The sequence below is a fragment of the Bacteroidota bacterium genome (assembly GCA_016213405.1).
Lineage (GTDB): Bacteria > Bacteroidota > Bacteroidia > Palsa-948 > Palsa-948 > Palsa-948.
This window is the reverse complement of the sequence record JACRAM010000105.1, coordinates 16,813-34,023: the sequence shown is the minus strand read 5'-3', so window position 1 is coordinate 34,023 and position 17,211 is coordinate 16,813. Positions and strand designations below refer to the sequence as shown.

12 protein-coding genes and 1 tRNA gene are annotated in these 17,211 nt (G+C 40.2%); 8 read left to right on the top strand and 5 right to left on the bottom strand.

The window, feature by feature from the left end:
• Positions 1-292 precede the first annotated feature (292 nt).
• The 6 genes from HY841_12770 to HY841_12745 all read left to right on the top strand — a co-directional run bounded on the left by HY841_12770 (position 293) and on the right by HY841_12745 (position 7,189).
• Complete coding sequence (locus HY841_12770; protein ID MBI4931634.1) at positions 293-1,798, top strand: polysaccharide biosynthesis C-terminal domain-containing protein; 1,506 nt, start codon at positions 293-295, stop codon at positions 1,796-1,798.
• Positions 1,779-2,213: a dUTP diphosphatase gene (gene dut, locus HY841_12765; GenBank protein MBI4931633.1), complete on the top strand. Its 435-nt coding sequence runs from the start codon at positions 1,779-1,781 to the stop codon at positions 2,211-2,213. The genes HY841_12770 and dut overlap by 20 nt, the downstream gene beginning before the upstream one ends.
• Before the next feature lie 104 nt (positions 2,214-2,317).
• Positions 2,318-3,337, top strand: a complete 1,020-nt coding sequence (locus tag HY841_12760; protein ID MBI4931632.1) for an NTP transferase domain-containing protein — start codon at positions 2,318-2,320, stop codon at positions 3,335-3,337.
• Positions 3,338-3,372: 35 nt separating this feature from the next.
• Positions 3,373-5,121 (top strand): tetratricopeptide repeat protein, encoded by a 1,749-nt coding sequence (locus tag HY841_12755; protein ID MBI4931631.1) that lies wholly within the window; start codon positions 3,373-3,375, stop codon positions 5,119-5,121.
• The gene (locus tag HY841_12750; protein ID MBI4931630.1) at positions 5,122-5,964 is read left to right on the top strand and encodes a DUF4292 domain-containing protein; all 843 of its coding nucleotides are present in this window, start codon (positions 5,122-5,124) and stop codon (positions 5,962-5,964) included. It abuts the gene before it with no gap.
• Positions 5,965-6,007: 43 nt separating this feature from the next.
• Positions 6,008-7,189, top strand: coding sequence for a peptidoglycan DD-metalloendopeptidase family protein (locus tag HY841_12745; GenBank protein MBI4931629.1), 1,182 nt, complete (start codon positions 6,008-6,010; stop codon positions 7,187-7,189).
• Here HY841_12745 and HY841_12740 read toward each other — a convergent pair.
• A complete protein-coding gene (locus HY841_12740; protein ID MBI4931628.1) occupies positions 7,186-8,109 on the bottom strand; it encodes a bifunctional hydroxymethylpyrimidine kinase/phosphomethylpyrimidine kinase in 924 nt (307 codons plus the stop codon). The genes HY841_12745 and HY841_12740 overlap by 4 nt on opposite strands.
• Before the next feature lie 68 nt (positions 8,110-8,177).
• On the opposite strand from HY841_12740, the gene HY841_12735 reads away from it, so the two are divergent.
• A tRNA-Asn gene (locus tag HY841_12735) sits at positions 8,178-8,251 on the top strand.
• Between the two features lie 58 nt (positions 8,252-8,309).
• Here HY841_12735 and HY841_12730 read toward each other — a convergent pair.
• On the bottom strand, positions 8,310-11,390 hold the full coding sequence (locus HY841_12730; protein MBI4931627.1) for a gliding motility-associated C-terminal domain-containing protein: 3,081 nt from the start codon (positions 11,388-11,390) through the stop codon (positions 8,310-8,312).
• Positions 11,391-11,398: 8 nt separating this feature from the next.
• A complete protein-coding gene (locus HY841_12725) occupies positions 11,399-11,836 on the bottom strand; it encodes a hypothetical protein (GenBank protein MBI4931626.1) in 438 nt (145 codons plus the stop codon).
• A gap of 720 nt (positions 11,837-12,556) precedes the next feature.
• Between HY841_12725 and HY841_12720 the strand changes: the two genes are divergently transcribed.
• Entirely contained in the window at positions 12,557-14,503 is a 1,947-nt protein-coding gene (locus tag HY841_12720) for a KUP/HAK/KT family potassium transporter (protein MBI4931625.1), read from the top strand.
• A gap of 70 nt (positions 14,504-14,573) precedes the next feature.
• Here the strand turns inward: HY841_12720 and HY841_12715 are convergent, their stop codons facing one another.
• Positions 14,574-16,244, bottom strand: a complete 1,671-nt coding sequence (locus tag HY841_12715; GenBank protein ID MBI4931624.1) for a tetratricopeptide repeat protein — start codon at positions 16,242-16,244, stop codon at positions 14,574-14,576.
• Between the two features lie 12 nt (positions 16,245-16,256).
• Positions 16,257-17,210 (bottom strand): substrate-binding domain-containing protein, encoded by a 954-nt coding sequence (locus HY841_12710; GenBank protein MBI4931623.1) that lies wholly within the window; start codon positions 17,208-17,210, stop codon positions 16,257-16,259.
• Position 17,211: the final 1 nt, after the last annotated feature.

Sequence of the window (17,211 nt, the reverse complement as noted above, 5' to 3'; positions counted from 1 at the left end):
TTTGCAAAAGAAGGTTACTACAGTTTATCGGCAAACTACAAACGATTAAAACTTTATGAAACCGCTGTATGCGTCTAAGCATGTACAGTGGTGTGAGAGGTGGCGAAGTTACTTTGTACCTTCGCTTCCTACTTTAATTGCAGTTATCCAATCAATATTGTTAGTTAAATATCGTTAACGAGTGTGCAGATAACGAATCTCATACTAATTTTCAAAACTACAGATATTACAAATTATTTGTATCTATTTGTAATTTCGTAAATCTGTAAATGATTTGTTATCTGTACCATTAATGAATCCTTTTAAGAAACTTGCTTCGCAAACCGCCATTTACGGCTTGCCCACTATCATCGGGCGTTTGCTGAATTATTTTTTGGTCCCACTTTACACTTACAACTTCTCCACATCCGAATACGGAACAGTGAATGAGATGTATGCGTATGTTTCTTTTCTTCTTATCGTTCTCACTTACGGAATGGAAACTGCGCTGTTTAATTTTTCTAGACTTCAAGATGACAAACAGAAAGTTTATTCTACTATTCTTACTTGTGTAACTCTTACTTCAGCTGTTTTCATTGCAGGGCTTACCATTTTTTTTCAGCCCATTGCAAACCTTATTGAATACCCAACACATCCTGAATACATCACCTGGTTTGCGCTGATTCTTGGACTTGACGCAGTTTCTTCCATTGCTTTTGCAAAACTCCGCGAGCAGAACAAAGCAAAAAACTTCGCGCTGATTAAAACTTTAAACATTGCGGTAAATATTTTTTTCAATGTTTTCTTTCTCTGGATCTGCAAAAGCGAATTTGACGCAGGGAAAAATTCTTCGCTTGCATGTTTTTACAATCCTGAAATCGGAATAGGATATATTTTCATTTCGAATCTTATTGCAAGTGTGGTTACGTTTTTAGTGCTTCTTCCTTCCATCCTCAAGGCTGTTTCCCCCTTGCAAAGGGGGGCAGGGGGGATTCTGGATTTCTCCATGCTCAAAACCATTTTACCATATGCACTTCCTCTTCTCATTGCAGGTCTAGCAGGAATGACGAATGAAACGATTGACAGAATTCTTCTCAAGTATCTTCTTCCTTCTAACATCGCGCTCGAGCAAGTAGGTATTTACGGTGCGTGTTATAAAATCTCCATCATCATGACCATGTTCGTTCAAACCTTTCGATTTGCTGCGGAACCATTTTTCTTTTCGCATGCAAAGGAAACAGATTCAAAACAGGTTTATGCGCGTGTGATGGATTATTTCGTCATCATCTGCATGATCATTTTTCTCGGAACGATGATGAATATTTCCTGGATACAATATTTTGTAGGAAGAGATTTTCGTGACGGACTTGCAGTTGTACCAATTCTTCTCATGGCAAACTTTTTTCTTGGAGTATTTTTCAATCTTTCCATCTGGTATAAACTCACCGGGCAGACAAAGTGGGGAGCGTATCTCACCATCTTCGGTGCGGTCATTACGCTCATTGGAAATTTTGTTTTCATTCCGATATACGGCTACATGGCAAGCGCTTGGGCAACGCTCGTTTGTTATGCGGGAATGATGACGCTTTCTTATTTTATCGGCAATAAATATTATCCTGTGAAATACGACATGAAACGAACGCTTGGTTACTTGGCTTTAGCGTTGCTTTTGTTCGCTTTGTCACATTATCTGGAAATTAAATCTGATATTTTGGATATTGCGGCAAAGAATTCTCTGCTTGTCCTGTTTGTGATTATTGTTTTTATCTTTGAGCGGAAAAATTTATTCAGAAAGAAAAATGAAAGTCAGAATAATTAATAAGTCGAAACATCCGCTTCCATCATACGCTACGAATGCGTCCGCAGGAATGGATTTACGTGCGAACTTAGACTCGCCCATTGTTTTGAAATCGCTGGAAAGAACGTTAGTTCCCACAGGATTATTTATTGAACTTCCGGTAGGATTTGAAGCGCAGATTCGTCCGCGCTCGGGTCTTGCTTTCAAAAATGGATTAACTGTTTTAAATTCTCCCGGAACCATTGACGCAGATTACCGCGGAGAAGTGAAAGTGATTCTTGTAAATCTTTCAAAAGAAGATTTCACTATCAATGATGGAGAAAGAATCGCGCAAATGGTAATCGCAAAACATGAACAGGCGGAGTGGATTCAAGTTGAAGAATTAATAGAAACGGAAAGAGGTGTGGGAGGATTCGGCAGTACAGGGAAGAAATAAAAACCAAGCCCCACCCTGACCCTCCCCATTAGGGAGGGAAAAGACGGTGGAGCCAAAAATAAAAAGTCCTCCCCAATGGGGAGGATTTAGGAGGTGCTACTAATATGAAAATAATTATACCGATGGCAGGAATGGGAAAACGAATGCGTCCGCATACGCTCACCATTCCAAAACCTTTGATTCCGATTGCAGGCAAACCGATGGTGCAGCGAATTGTGGAAGACCTTGCGCAAATATGTCATGAAAAATTTACGGATGTCGGCTATGTGATTTCAAGAGCATTCGGAAAAGAGGCGGAACAGAATCTGATTAAGGTGGCTGAGAAACTTGGAGCGAAAGGACATATTTTTTATCAGGACGAACCGCTTGGAACAGCGCATGCTATTCTTTGCGCAGAAAAAATTCTTGACGGAAAAGTTCTCATTGCTTTTTCTGATACGCTTTTCATTCCTGATTTGAAAGCGAAAGTGGATACTGAAAAAGATGGAATCATTTGGGTTCAGAAGATAGAAGACCCGCGCCAGTTCGGTGTGGTGAAGCTGGATAAAGAAGGATACATAACTGATTTTGTGGAAAAGCCCCAAACTTTCATCTCTGATTTAGCTATCATCGGAATTTATTATTTTAAAGAAGGTGCTTATCTGAAAAAAGAAATGCAATACCTGATAGATAACAATATAAAAGAGAAAGGAGAATTCCAACTGACGAACGCGATGGAGAATATGAAAAAAAAAGGAACTAAGTTTGTTACATCGCAGGTTGCTGAATGGCTCGATTGCGGAAACAAAGACGCAACGGTTTACACGAACAAAAGAATCCTTGAAACCTATTATAGCAACGGAAAGAGTTCAAATCCCAACGATGCAAATGTTAAAAATTCTAAAATAATTCCTCCCTGTGTGATAGGAAATAACGTTCAGATAATCAATTCAACAGTCGGTCCCTTTGCTTCAATTGGCGATAACACAGTAATTGAAAATTCCATAGTAGAAAACGTGATTGTTCAGGCGAATACAAAGATTAAAAACGCAAAGCTTTCCAACTCCATGTTGGGGAGTTTTGTAGAGTTCTCAGGCAATTCAAACGATGCAAGCGTTGGTGATTACAGTATTATCAAGAGTTGAAATTTTTGTAACTTTCCTACGTTAAGGGAATCAATATGAAAAATATTTTTTTAAAATCCATTCTTCTCAGTGCTTCAGTTCTGGTTTTTGGATGTAAATCTCCTCAATCTGTTTCACAAAACTCTGTTGGTGGAAAAACTGATCGCCTTCCGTTATCCTATGGCGAACAGAGAAAATTAGATGTAGCTTATACGGATGGAATTATCCAGAAACTTCAGGGCAATTATCCCGAAGCGATTGATCATTTCAAAAAATGCCTTGATGTGTATCCAAATCATGCAGCATCCATGTATGAAATTGCTTTTATTGATAACGGAATCGGCAAAAGTGCTGATGCAATTCCTTACGCGCAAAAGGCTGTGTCACTTGATGACAGCAATGAGTGGTATCGCCTGCTTCTTGCAAAATGTTTTATGGAAACAGGAAAATACAATGATGCCTCTTCTTCTTTTGAGCGATTGGTGAAAATGAAACCTGATAAAATAGATTATTATTTTTTATGGTCATCTGCGCTCCTTCATGCCAATAAAATAAAAGATGCTCTTGAGGTGTACGACCATATTGAAGCAATGATTGGTATTACAGAAGAAATTATTTTGCAGAAAGAGAGAGTTTACCTCACACAAAACCAGTTTGACAAGGCAGTTGCTGAAGCACAGCGCCTCATTGATTCTGATCCGCGCGAGACAAGATATTACCGCATGCTTGCTGATTTGTATTTTCAGAACAACAAGCCGGACAAAGCGATAGAAATATGCAATAAGATTTTTGAAATTGATCCTGGCGACCCCGAAGCGCATCTCATGATTGCTGATTATTACGAAGGAATTTCAGAAGACAAAAAAGCATTTCAGCATGTTCGCATTGCCTTTGAAAATCCAGATTTGAACATTGACGATAAAGTAAAAATCCTCATCAATTATTTTAATATCCCTGAAAAGTTTAAGGCCGAAAGAGAAGAATCAGATACATTGATTAACATTCTTCTGCGTGTTCATCCTCACGATGCAAAGACCTATTCTTTACAGGGAGATTTCCTTAACCGTGACGGAAAAAATAAAGAAGCCCGGGAAGCATTCCGCAAAGCGATTTCGCTGGATAAAACCCGCTACCCAATATGGCAGCAGGTGATGGTGCTGGACGAACAACTCAGCGATTTCGATGCCATGGAATCTGACAGCAAAGAGGCAATGGAATTATTTCCTTCCGAGCCGTATAATTATATTTTCAACGCCAGCGCAAATTATCAAAAGAAAAAATATAAAGAAGCCATTGATGCGATTAACAACGGAAAAGATTATGTGGCCGGTGATAAAAAATTACTCGGACAGTTTTATTCCATACTCGGAGATTGCTACAACAGCTTGAAAGAGTACAAACTTTCGGATGAAAATTTCGAAAAGACAATCAATCTTGATCCTGAAAATGCCAATGTGATGAATAACTGGGCGTATTATCTTTCCCTCCGAAATGATAATTTAGACAGGGCAGAGAAAATGGGATTGAAAGCGAATCAACTTGTTAAAGATAATTCATCCTACGAGGATACTTACGCATGGGTGTTGTATAAGAAAAAAAATTATGATGAAGCAAAACGCTGGCAGGAAAAGGCGATGGAGCATGGAGGAGAAAAAAACGGAACTCTTCTGGAACATTACGGAGATATTATTTATCAGCTCGGACAGCCTGACAAAGCATTTGATTACTGGCTGAAAGCAAAAACAACTGGTAAATATTCTGATTTGCTCGACAAAAAAATAGCAGATAAAAAACTTTACGAATAAGTGAAGATCCATCATACACTTATTTTATTTCTCTTACCGCTCCTATTCGCCTGCAAAGCGAAAAAAAATCTCCCTCCTCATGAAGCAACAAAATGTAAATTAGATTATAAGAGCGCAAAAACTCTTACTTCTCTTCTTAAACAAAACCAGGTAGAATATTCCACTTTCAGCGGGAAGATAAAAGCCAGCGTAATTATTGACGATAAAGGAACAGATTTTACCATAGCGCTGAGAATGAAAAAGGATAGTGTCATCTGGGCATCTATTTCTCCTGCACTGGGAATTGAAGTGATTCGTTTTTCCGCCACAAAAGATTCCATCAAGTTCATTGACAGAATTCATAACAAATATTTTGTAGGGGATTACGACACACTCACTAAAATGCTTAAGACGGAAATTGACCTGGAAATTCTTCAGTCGCTGCTGGTTGGCAACAGCGTTGAGTTTTACATGGAAGATGAAAAACTCAGAGCGGGAATTGATTCCTGCAAGTATCTTCTCGGCACAATCAGGAAAAGAAAACTTCGCAAAGTGATTGAGAAAGGAAAAGAACTCAAAGAACCCGCGCAGAATATCTGGCTTCTTGACAGCACCTTTAAGATTGTCAGAATTCTTTTCCGTGAGTTTGAATCGCGCAGAGAGTTTGATGCATATTTTGATAATTTTCAGAATGTTGATTTGCCTGATGGGCAAACAAAAAATATTTTCACGCCCAGAAATCTTACTTATTATATAAAATCCGATAAGATCATTACCGTTGCATTGGAATATACTAAGGCAAGCGCCAATAAAGAACAGACATTTCCGTTTACAATACCAGAGGGATATGATCGCATTAAATAAGTTTACATTTTTCAGTTTTAGATATGCAGTTTATCTGTTGATAATGATTTTATTTTGGAATAATGCTATTGCTCAAACCCAAAAGAAAAAAGATTTAGAGAATAAAAAACAGGAACTTCAAAAAGAAATTGAATATCAAAACAAATTGTTGAATGAAGTAAAGAAAAATAAGAACCGCTCCATGATTCAGCTGGCGATTCTGAATAATAAACTTGCCAAACAGCAGCAGTTAATCGCTACCATAGGCAAGGAACTTGATATGATAGAGGGCACTATTTCAGAAACGCAGCAAAACATCCATCAGAAAGAAACAGAATTGCAAATTCTGAAAAACGATTACGCGAAAATAATTTTTGCCTCCTATAAGAACCGTGATTCTTATTCAAGGTTGATGTTTTTGTTTGCTTCACAGGATTTTAATCAGGCATTCCAGCGCATAAAATACATGGAGTATTATACCGAAGCAAGAAAGAAACAGGCTGGGATAATAGAGGATACGCAGCGTCAACTTCAAACCAAGAAGCAGGAACTTGAAAACCGAAAGGAACAACAGAGCAAAACACTTACTCAAAAAGAAATTGAAACAGGAAACCTTTCCAAAGAGAAAAAGAATAAAGAAGTTGTTTTGACTGATTTACAGAAGAAGGAAAAGGATATCCGCGCTGAAATAAAAAAGAAAAAAGAACAAGCGGAAAAACTTCGCAAAGCAATTGAAAAAGTGATTGACGACCAGATAAAAAAATCCAATCCTTCTGCTAAAGGAGATATTAAAAAAATTACGCTCACGCCCGAAGAAAAAGACCTTTCTAACGATTTTGAAAGCAATAAGGGAAAACTCCCATGGCCTTTGACTGAAGGTGTTATTACAGAAATATTCGGCACGCACGATCATCCCGACATGCCCGGAATAAAAATCAGCAACAATGGAATCAATATCGGAACCAATAAAGGTGCAAATGTTCGTTCGGTTTTTAACGGAACAGTTGTGGCGGTTGCTTCTGTTGGCGGGCTGGAAGGAAAAGTTGTCATCATCAAGCACGGGGAATACCTCAGCGTTTATTCCAATTTGTATGAAGCGTTTGTAAAATCAGGAGAGAAAATCAAAACCAAGCAATCCATAGGAAAAGTTCTCACCGATGATAACTCAAACACCGAACTTCACTTTGAAATCTGGAAAGGGCAATCCATGATGAATCCTGAAAGCTGGATTGCGAAGGGAAATTAATCAATTTCAATTTCAAACTGCACGAGATCCACAAATTCCTGCACACGCTCGTCCACTTCTTTCTGAGTCAAGCCAATCAATTTTTCTGTTCCGAATTTTTCTACGCAGAAACTTGCCATAGCGGAGCCAAAGATTATTGCGCGTTTCATATTATCAAAGGAAATATCTTTTGTCTTGGCAAGATGACCTATAAATCCACCTGCAAACGAATCGCCTGCGCCAGTTGGGTCAAACACATCTTCAAGCGGGAGAGCAGGGGCGAAGAACACCTGTTCTTTATTGAACAGCAATGCACCATGTTCTCCTTTTTTGATAATGAGAATTTTCGGACCCATCTGCAGTATTTTCTGCGCGGCTTTCACCAGCGAATGTTCTTTGGAAAGGATTCTTGCTTCTTCATCGTTCACCGTCAGAACATCCGCCATCTTAATTGTTTTTAAAAGTTCATCCAGAGCGATATTCATCCAGAAGTTCATGGTGTCAAGCACAATGAGTTTTGGTCTTCTTGGCAATTGTGCAATTACTTTCTGCTGAACAGAGGGCTGAAGATTTCCAAGCATGAGGAACTCGCAGTTTTTGTATGAATCAGGAACGATGGGATTAAAATCAGCAAGCACATTTAGTTCTGTGGCAAGCGTATCGCGCGTGTTCATGTCATTGTGATACTTGCCAGACCAGAAAAAACTTTTTTCTCCCTTCTTGATTTGAAGTCCTTCCGTATTCACATGATGTTTTTGCATCATCTCAATGGATTCCTTCGGAAAGTCATCTCCGACAACGGCAACAAGATTTATTTTATCTGTGAAGTAGGAGGCAGCAAGAGAAATATAAGTAGCAGCCCCGCCAATGATTTTATCGGTTTTTCCGAATGGAGTTTCGATGGCATCAAATGCAACAGTTCCGACAATGAGTAAACTCATAGAGATAATTTTGCGCTAAGATATACGTATTTTTTATGTAATATTGCCACCCGTTTTACTAAAAATATTCCTCGATAGCTCAGTTGGTTAGAGCATCTGACTGTTAATCAGAGGGTCGTAGGTTCAAGTCCTACTCGAGGAGCAATAAAAAACCCAGATAAAAAGTTGTCTGGGTTTTTGTTTTTATCGAAGATGATGTTTTACTTCTTCCTGTTACCTGTCAGAAGAGTAACGTATCCTTGTGTACTGTAATCTTTTCCGATAGAACCGGATTTTAGAATGGCATGAAGTACAAAATAATAAGTTGCGTCATTGAGAAGTTTTCCGGAAGTAGAATGTCCGTCCCATCTTATTTCATCGGCAGTGGTTTCAAAAACTTTTGCGCCCCATCGGTCAAAAATCTCTACATGAAATTCTTTCATGCCACTGTTGGGAATGTACCACACATCATTCACACCATCGTTATCAGGAGTGAAAACATTGGGGATTAAAATTCCTTCATTGAAGTTAATGATGATTCTGAAAGTATCTGGGCATCCGTACTGGTTGAACACAATCTGTGTTACTGTGTATGTTGCAGCACCGGGAAAAGTGTGAACAGGATTTTGCGCGGTGGAGCCGTTTGAGCCATCACCAAAATCCCATGACCATGATGTTCCTCCAGTGCTCAAATCAGTGAATGAATAGACAGCACTAAAAGTGCCTGTAGAGGAAGAATCAAAAAGAGCAGTGGGGGCAGGATTAACATTTACATTAAATATTTGTACGGAAGAAGCGCATCCGTTTGCATCGGTCATGGCAACTGTATAAGAAGAAGAAGAGGAAGGATTTACAGTTATAGTGTCACCATTTTGAGGTCCGGGAACCCATACAAAGGTGTAAGGAGAAGTTCCGCCACCTGCAATTGCAGTCAGTATTGCATTTTCTCCAGCACAAATACTGGTATCTCCGTTAACACTAAATGTGATAGGTTGGGGTTCAGAAACAGTTACTGAAGCTTGCGTGGTGCATCCGTTAGCATCTATAATGGAAACATTATAATTTCCTGCAGAAAGTCCCGTTGCCGTTTGGGTGTTTTGAGGAGGAAAGGTACTCCATAAATAAGTATAAGGAGCGGTTCCGAAAGTTACAGAAACGGTTGCAGAACCATTATTTCCTAAATAGCAGAGAGGATCGGTTGGCGTTGTTAAAGCCGACAACGGTTGTGGCTGCGAGATTGTTACCGAAGATTGTGCCGTGCATCCGTTGGCATCGGTAACAGTAACAACGTAAGTTCCTGCTGAAAGACCCGTTGCTATTTGAGAATTCTGAACAGGAGTAGTACTCCATGAATAGGTGTAAGGAGCAGTGCCGCCCGAAGGAAATGCTGAGGCAGAACCATTACTTCCTCCATTACAGGAAGCGTTACCAATAACAGATGCAGTAGTGGTAGGTCCGACTGCAGTTGTAACAGTTACAGAAGTTTGAGCCGTGCATCCGTTGGCATCGGTAACTGTTACGATGTAAGTTCCAGCTGAAAGGTTATTGGCAGTTTGATTGGAGGTTCCGTTTGACCAGAGATACGTATAGTTAGGAGTTCCGCCTGTAGGGTTTGCAGTAGCAGTTCCGTTCGCCACAGTGCATCCGGCAACTGTTGAAGAGGCAGAAACAGAAGGACTGTTTGCAATTGCAATGGTCACAGAAGTCTGTGCCGTGCATCCGTTGGCATCGGTAACTGTTACGCTGTAAGTTCCTGCTGAAAGATTATTGGCAGTTTGATTGGAGGTTCCGTTTGACCAGAGATACGTATAGTTAGGAGTTCCGCCTGAGGGGTTTGCAGTAGCAGTTCCGTTTGCCATGGTGCATCCTGCAACTGTTGACGATGCCGAAACCGAAGGACCGTTTGCAATGGTAATGGTCACAGAAGTTTGAGCCGTGCATCCGTTGGCATCGGTAACCGTAACAACATAAGTTCCTGCCGAAAGATTATTCGCTGTTTGGTTTGCATCTCCGTTTGACCAGAGATACGTATAGTTAGGAGTTCCGCCTGAGGGGTTTGCAGTAGCAGTTCCGTTCGCCACAGTGCAGCCCGCCTGTGTTGTGGTTGCAGAAACGGAAGGACCGTTTGCCGTTGTAACAGTTACAGAAGTTTGAGCCGTGCATCCGTTGGCATCGGTAACAGTTACGTTGTAAGTTCCTGCTGAAAGATTATTGGCAGTTTGGTTTGCGTCTCCGTTTGACCAGAGATACGTATAGTTAGGAGTTCCGCCCGAAGGATTGGCTGTGGCAGTTCCGTTAGCCACCGTGCAGCCCGCCTGTGTTGAAGAAGCTGAAACGCTCGGCATTGGGCTCGCTGTAACATTTATACTTGCTGAACCAACGCATCCGTTCGCATCAGTAACCGTTACGCCATAGGTGCCGGAAGCAGAAACAGAAATTGTCTGCGTGTTTGCTCCGGTTGTCCATGAATAATTTGTGTAGCCTGCTCCTGCATCAAGCACAACGCTTCCGCCCTGACAAAAAGTTAAGGGTCCGTTTGCGGTAATGTTTGGTGCGGGATTTGCAAATACATTCACTGTGATTGATGCAGAACCTGAGGTGCATCCGGAAAGACTTGTAACAGTTACAACATAAGTTCCGGCAGTGGTAACATTTATAGTTTGTGTATTAGCACCCGTGTTCCATGAATAAGCAGCGTAACCCGCGCCTGCATCCAACACCACGCTTCCACCCGGGCAGAAATTTATTGGACCACTTGCCGTGATGGAAGGATTTATTGCAGATGGAAGATAATAAGTGATGATAAGAACTATCTTATTTACACACACATCAGCTCCTGTGCACAATTGTAATGAATTGTTGCCGCCATAAACATAGCCGGGCATTCCGCAGGGATAATTGCTGGAAGAAGTTGCACTTACCGCACAAGGATTGTTGGAGCACCAGCAACCGGTGGCGCCTTCGTAAACCGTTGGAACACTGTTGCCGTTAATAGTAGCTGTGAGACCACCTCCGCTGCACTCGGCAGAATAATATTGAACCTGAATGTTGGTAACCAGATTTCCGGGAGGAACAGGGTCAAAAAATGCTTGGGTGCCGCAAGGTCCTGTATTTCCGCAGTAACTGCCCAATGTATTGAAACACCAGTAATCCATACCGCAAACAGTGCAGCCGCCACATGCCTGAAATCCGGTGTAATAAACAGTGGTGCTCACAGTGCTTTGTCCGAAGGACTCCAGATGGAGACCAAAGCTCATAAGCGAAAGTAAAACGGAGAAAAGAGCGGAGTATATTTTTTTCATGTGAAAAATTATTTAGGATAAATAACAAAGTTAGAAACTCCGTATCGGTTAAAATCAGCTGCGTTAACAGAAAAATCTTTCAGGTGAAGCGCTGTTGCTTGATAGGCGCCTGAACAATCTCCGGCTAATTCAGCATTCGCATTAAGCGTTACGCTTATTTTATCGGAGGGATTTTCTTTTTTAATCCATTTTAATTCCTTTGTGAAAACAGCAGGATACCATTCCACAGTGACAGCATAATTGTTGTGGTTGATGAGTTGCACAAAAACAACATTTTCTCCCTTGCAGTTGTTTAGCTGATAAAATGCTTCAATGCCTTTTATCGTATTGTGCCCGGCAACATCCAGTCCGATAGGATTCCAACTCGCCACGCCAGCGGAGTTTGTTTGAGCGAAAATGCATGAAGCAATAAATAAAAAAAGAGAAAAGAGGATAATTTTTTTCATGTTATATTGGATTTGACAAGGCAAAGGTATAAAAGCAATTGGTATTGTGCAAATTATAAAAGAAGATTTTTTCATTCGATAAAACAGATAACTATAATCTGTGCAATCATGTCTTTTTTGAAATGGGTGTATTCTCAATACAAGACGATTATTTTAGAAAAATAGTTGCATGACTTTTCTTGAAATTTATGTGGCGCTAATAACTATCGGGGGTGTTTCTGCCGGGTAATAGACATCTTTCCTAATTGGATTAAAACAAAGTAAAATGAAAAAATTTCCACTAAGACACCAAGTCACGAAGAATACACACAAATACTTTTGTGAAATTTTGTGTTTTTGTGCTTTTGTGGCGAGAAATTTAATTAGGAAAGATGTCCAATAGCCCCAGCAAAGGGTAGTAAATTCAGTGCTTTCTAACTTGGATAGCTGGCTTTCTAACTTGGATAGCTGGCTTTCTAACTTGGATAGCTGGCTTTCTAACTTGGATAGCTGGCTTTCTAACTTGGATAGCTGGCTTTCTAACCTGATTAGCTGGCTTTTCAATCTGGATAGCTGGCTTTCTAACTTGGTTAGCTGGCTTTTCAATCTGGATAGCTGGCTTTCTAACTTGGTTAGCCGACTTCTCAACCTGTTAATCTGGCTTTATAGATTTATGTTGCGTTATTAAATAAGCACACTTAGTTATTTTGTAGTTTCGTGCAACATTTAAGAAAGATTTTTGTGTCAAAAAACAGGCACTTACACATTCCCGCAGTTTCCGGTGCAGCCCTCTTAGTTACCCTCGGTATCATTTTCGGAGATATCGGCACCTCACCGCTTTATGTAATAAAGGCAATTATCGGAACAAGTGTTATCAGCAAGGATTTGGTGATGGGCGGTGTGTCTTGCATTTTCTGGACTCTCACATTACAATCAACAATTAAATATGTCATTCTTGTTCTTCGCGCTGATAACAGGGGAGAAGGTGGAATTTTTGCGTTGTACACACTTGTCAAGAAGACAAAAATATACTGGCTGATTGTTCCTGCCATGATTGGCGGCAGCGCGCTTATTGCCGATGGAATTCTTACTCCTGCCATTTCTGTTTCATCAGCGGTGGAAGGATTAAGAAGCATAAATGGAAACATCAACACGCTGCCGATTGTAATTATTATTCTCACAGCGCTTTTTGCCATTCAGCAGTTCGGAACAGGGTTCGTTGGAAAATTTTTTGGACCCATGATGCTGATATGGTTTGCAATGCTCGGCACGCTCGGATTCATTTCCATCAGCGGAACTCCGGAAATTCTCAAAGCCATCAATCCGTATTACGCGTATCATCTTCTCGCATTGTATCCAAAAGGATTCTGGATTCTCGGTGCGGTTTTTCTCTGCACCACCGGAGCCGAAGGAATGTATTCCGATATGGGGCACTGCGGGAAAAAAAATATCCGCATCACCTGGTCAATGGTAAAAGTGATGCTGCTGCTCAATTATTTCGGACAAGGCGCATGGCTTTTGAATCAGGAAGGAACTTTTCTTGGAGACATTAACCCGTTTTATTCTCTTATGCCGAAATGGTTTCTTCTCCCGGGAATCATTATTTCAACCTGTGCTACCATAGTAGCAAGCCAGGCGCTCATCACCGGTTCGTTCACCATCATCAACGAAGCCATCCGCCTTAACTTCTGGCCCAAAGTCAGAATTGTTTTTCCAAGTGAATTCAAAGGGCAGATGTACATTCCTTCTGTGAATTGGATGCTTTATGCCTGTTGCGTTGGAGTGGTTTTTTATTTTAAGGAATCAACAAACATGGAAGCAGCCTACGGGCTTACCATCAATTTTGATATGATGATGACCACCATTCTTCTTTCTGCTTACATGATTCTGAAACGATATAATATTTTGTTTATACTTTCCTTTTTTGTAATCTATTCAATCATAGAATATTCATTTCTTGTTGCCAACCTCAGCAAATTTATTCATGGAGGATGGGTAAGCTTTCTCATTGGAGCTGTGCTTGTCGCCATCATGTGGACCTGGTTTCAGGCGAGAAAAATCCGAAACAGATATTTGGAATTTGTGAAACTGGATAATTATGTTCCTGAACTTATTGAACTAAGCAGAGATACCAGCGTTCCGAAATATTCAACGCACCTTGTTTATCTCACCAGTGCCGATGATCCTAATGATATTGAGGCGGCAGTGGTCCAATCCATTTTGGAAAATCATCCCAAGCGAGCGGATATTTACTGGCTGGTGCACGTGGATGTGGTGAATGAACCATACAGGATGGAATACAAAGTGAATATAATGGCGCCCGAAGATTTAATCAGGATAGATTTTCGCCTCGGCTTCCGCGTGGCGCCCCGAATAAATTTAATGTTTGAAAAAGTGGTGCAGGATTTGCTCACCTCGCAGGAAGTGGATGTTACCAGCCGATATGATTCCATGGGCAAGCAAAATAAAATCGGTGACTTCCGTTTTGTGGTGCTGGAAAAATTTCTTTCCTATGAAAATGAACTTCCTTTTTATGAAAAGATAATAATGGATTTATATTTCCTGCTCAAGCATATGAGTTTGTCAGACGAGCGTGCATTTGGATTAGATATGGATAATGTTACGCTTGAAAAAGTTCCGCTCATCATTTCTCCTGTGAAAGAAGTTCCGCTGAAAAGAATAAACTAGTTTTCGGTTTTCGGTCTACAGTTTATGGTTGTTTGTAATTAACCGTAGACCACAAACAGTAAACTGTAAACTATTGGCTGCACACCGCTTTCGCCACATTCGGTTCAACTAATGCCTTTTTCGCTTTCTCATTAGTCGCGTCAAGGTCTTTTACTTTCTGCCAATGGCATTTTGCTTTTGAATAATCTTTTTGCACCATATAATAGTAACCCAGATAGCCGCTGGCTTCAATAATTCCGGGTTTGTTTTTATCCGTGTCTTCCGATTTCAGTTTTGAAAGAAATAATTCGTAAAACGGCTGGGCAAGAAATTTTTCATTCTTAGGATCCATCTGTGCATTGGTTTTTCCCCTCCATAAATATCCTGTCGGAATATCGGGCTGCAGAACATTGATTTGCATGAATGCCGTATCTGCCTTTCCAAACTGCTTGCTGTAATAACAAGCCCGCCCGAGATTATAATAATCATTTGCATCTACGCTTTTTCCGGCTTTTATCTTTTTTGTGTAGGCATCAATTGCTTCAGGATATTTTTTCAATCGTATGTAAACACTTCCAAGGTCTCCGTTTAGTTCCGGTTTGGAAGTATCCTGCTGAATGGCAATTTTGAGTTTCTCAACAGCCAATGAATCTTTTTTGCAGAGCGAGAGCAGCTTGCCGTTGTATTCATAGTCAGAAGCCAGAATTTTTTTCTCAGATGCCATGGAAAAGAATTTATCAATGGCGGTTAATCCATCCGTGCAATTGCCTGTTTCGAAATAGGAATAAGCAAGAAGGCGGTAGAGGAAAATCACAGATGTGTTTTGTTTTTGTATCTCCTGTATGGAAGCAATTGCTTCAGCGTATTTTTTATTCAGAAAAAGAAAGGAAGCATATCTCACTTGTGCGCTCAAACTTCCGCTGTTAAGCTCCAAATATTTTTTATAGTTCTGAATAGCTGTTTCATATTGTTTCCCCCTGTAAAAAGCTTCTGCTTTTTCGCGGTAAGCAGGCGCAAAATCAGGATTTACTTTTATAGCTTCATCATAATTTTTAACTGCTTCAGAAAGATTGCGCGCCCGGCTGTATAACTGTCCGATTCGCAAAAGCGCCTTGCATGACTTTTTATCAAAGTCGTATGCTTTTTTGTAATACGAAATTGCCTGCGATGCATCACCCGGATTTTGTTCAAGCGTTGCGTCTCCAATCAGAATATAAATTTCAGGATTGTCTTTATCTTCTTTAAGGGATTTGTTAAGCAGATTAATTGCTTCCTGCAAATCTTTATTTTTTGCTTTTGTATAGCACTCCGCTATTTTCATGTAGACCATTGCCTTTTGCTTGCCAGTGAACGTAGCGGTTTTATTTATAGGCGAAATATAAGTAACTGCATCAAAAAATTGTTTTTTCGCTTCCGCAGTTTTTCCATTGTACCATAAAACTTTTCCAAGCCCAACATAATTAATCGGGTTGTTTGGATTTTTCTGTATTCCTTTTTCAAACATGATTCTTGTTGAGTCCAAATCAATGGCTTTGAAGGAAGAGTCAAGAATTTCCTGCTTGAAATAATTTTCTCCGTAGAAGAAATAATTATCGCCCTGCGTTGGCTCTCTCTGAATCAGTGACATGTAGGCAGCAGATGCTTTTTCAAACTGCTCGCTTTCGGTAAACTTGATGGCATCCTGAAGAGATTGAGAAAATGAACATGGAGCAATGAATAATGAATAACAAAAAACGAATACTGACTGGATGAATCGTTTCATATTTTTTATTTTTTAATTATTGTTTATGTGAACCATTCTAACGGGCTGAGTTGCAGGAACCATGCCAGCCTTCAAAATTATTAATTGTCCTTTTTCTCCGGCAACAAAAGCGGCAAAGCCAGTTCCTAGCCCCGTTCTGCCTTCACGGTTGATGATAAACACATTCCTGCAAAAAGGATATTCGCCAGTGTATACATGCGCCTGGTAGGGCTGGAAAAAAGTTCCATCATCTTCTTTGGAGGCAACGCCCAGCACATTCACTTTGCTGAGAAAACTTCTCGTCAACGTATCATCCGCATCGCTGATCCAGTTCACACCAATGATACCTAGCGCGCCTTTGTTTTTGCTCACGTAATCCACCACTTCAGGATTTGATTTCACAGCAAAACAATTTTTTGGGAAATCATTTCCATTAAGTAATTTATCTTTCAGCATACGCACGTTGCAGGATTTTTCATTGTCAAACACGATGGTGATGCCGGTGTCCTGAGAACTTTTTTCCTTAATGGATGAATCTAAAAATTTCCAGGAAGAAATTTTTCCGGTAAAAATATTTTCAAGTTCGCTGTAAAGCAAATCGGAAACGGGATTTTCTTTATTCGTGATGAATGCAAGCGCATCCACCGCAATTTTTGTGGAAGTGGGAAAAGAATTTTTACTTTTGAAATAATCTTTTTCCTTCTGATTCAAATCCCTGCTCAATATTATTATCCGGCAGGAGTCATTCATGAAATCATTCACCATATCTCCTTCGGGTTTATAGCGGTCATCAATATCAGATTCTTTATAAAAGCCTTCAAATGCTTCTACTTCCGCAGCAAACAATTGGGAGTAGGATTCATCAATATAAATTTTTTGTTTGCCCTGCGTAGGAGTGCTGCCATTGTTGCCACAGGAGGAAATTACCAATGCGATGATTAGCCAATTTGAAAATTTGAAAATTAACTTGCGAAGTGTCCTATTCATT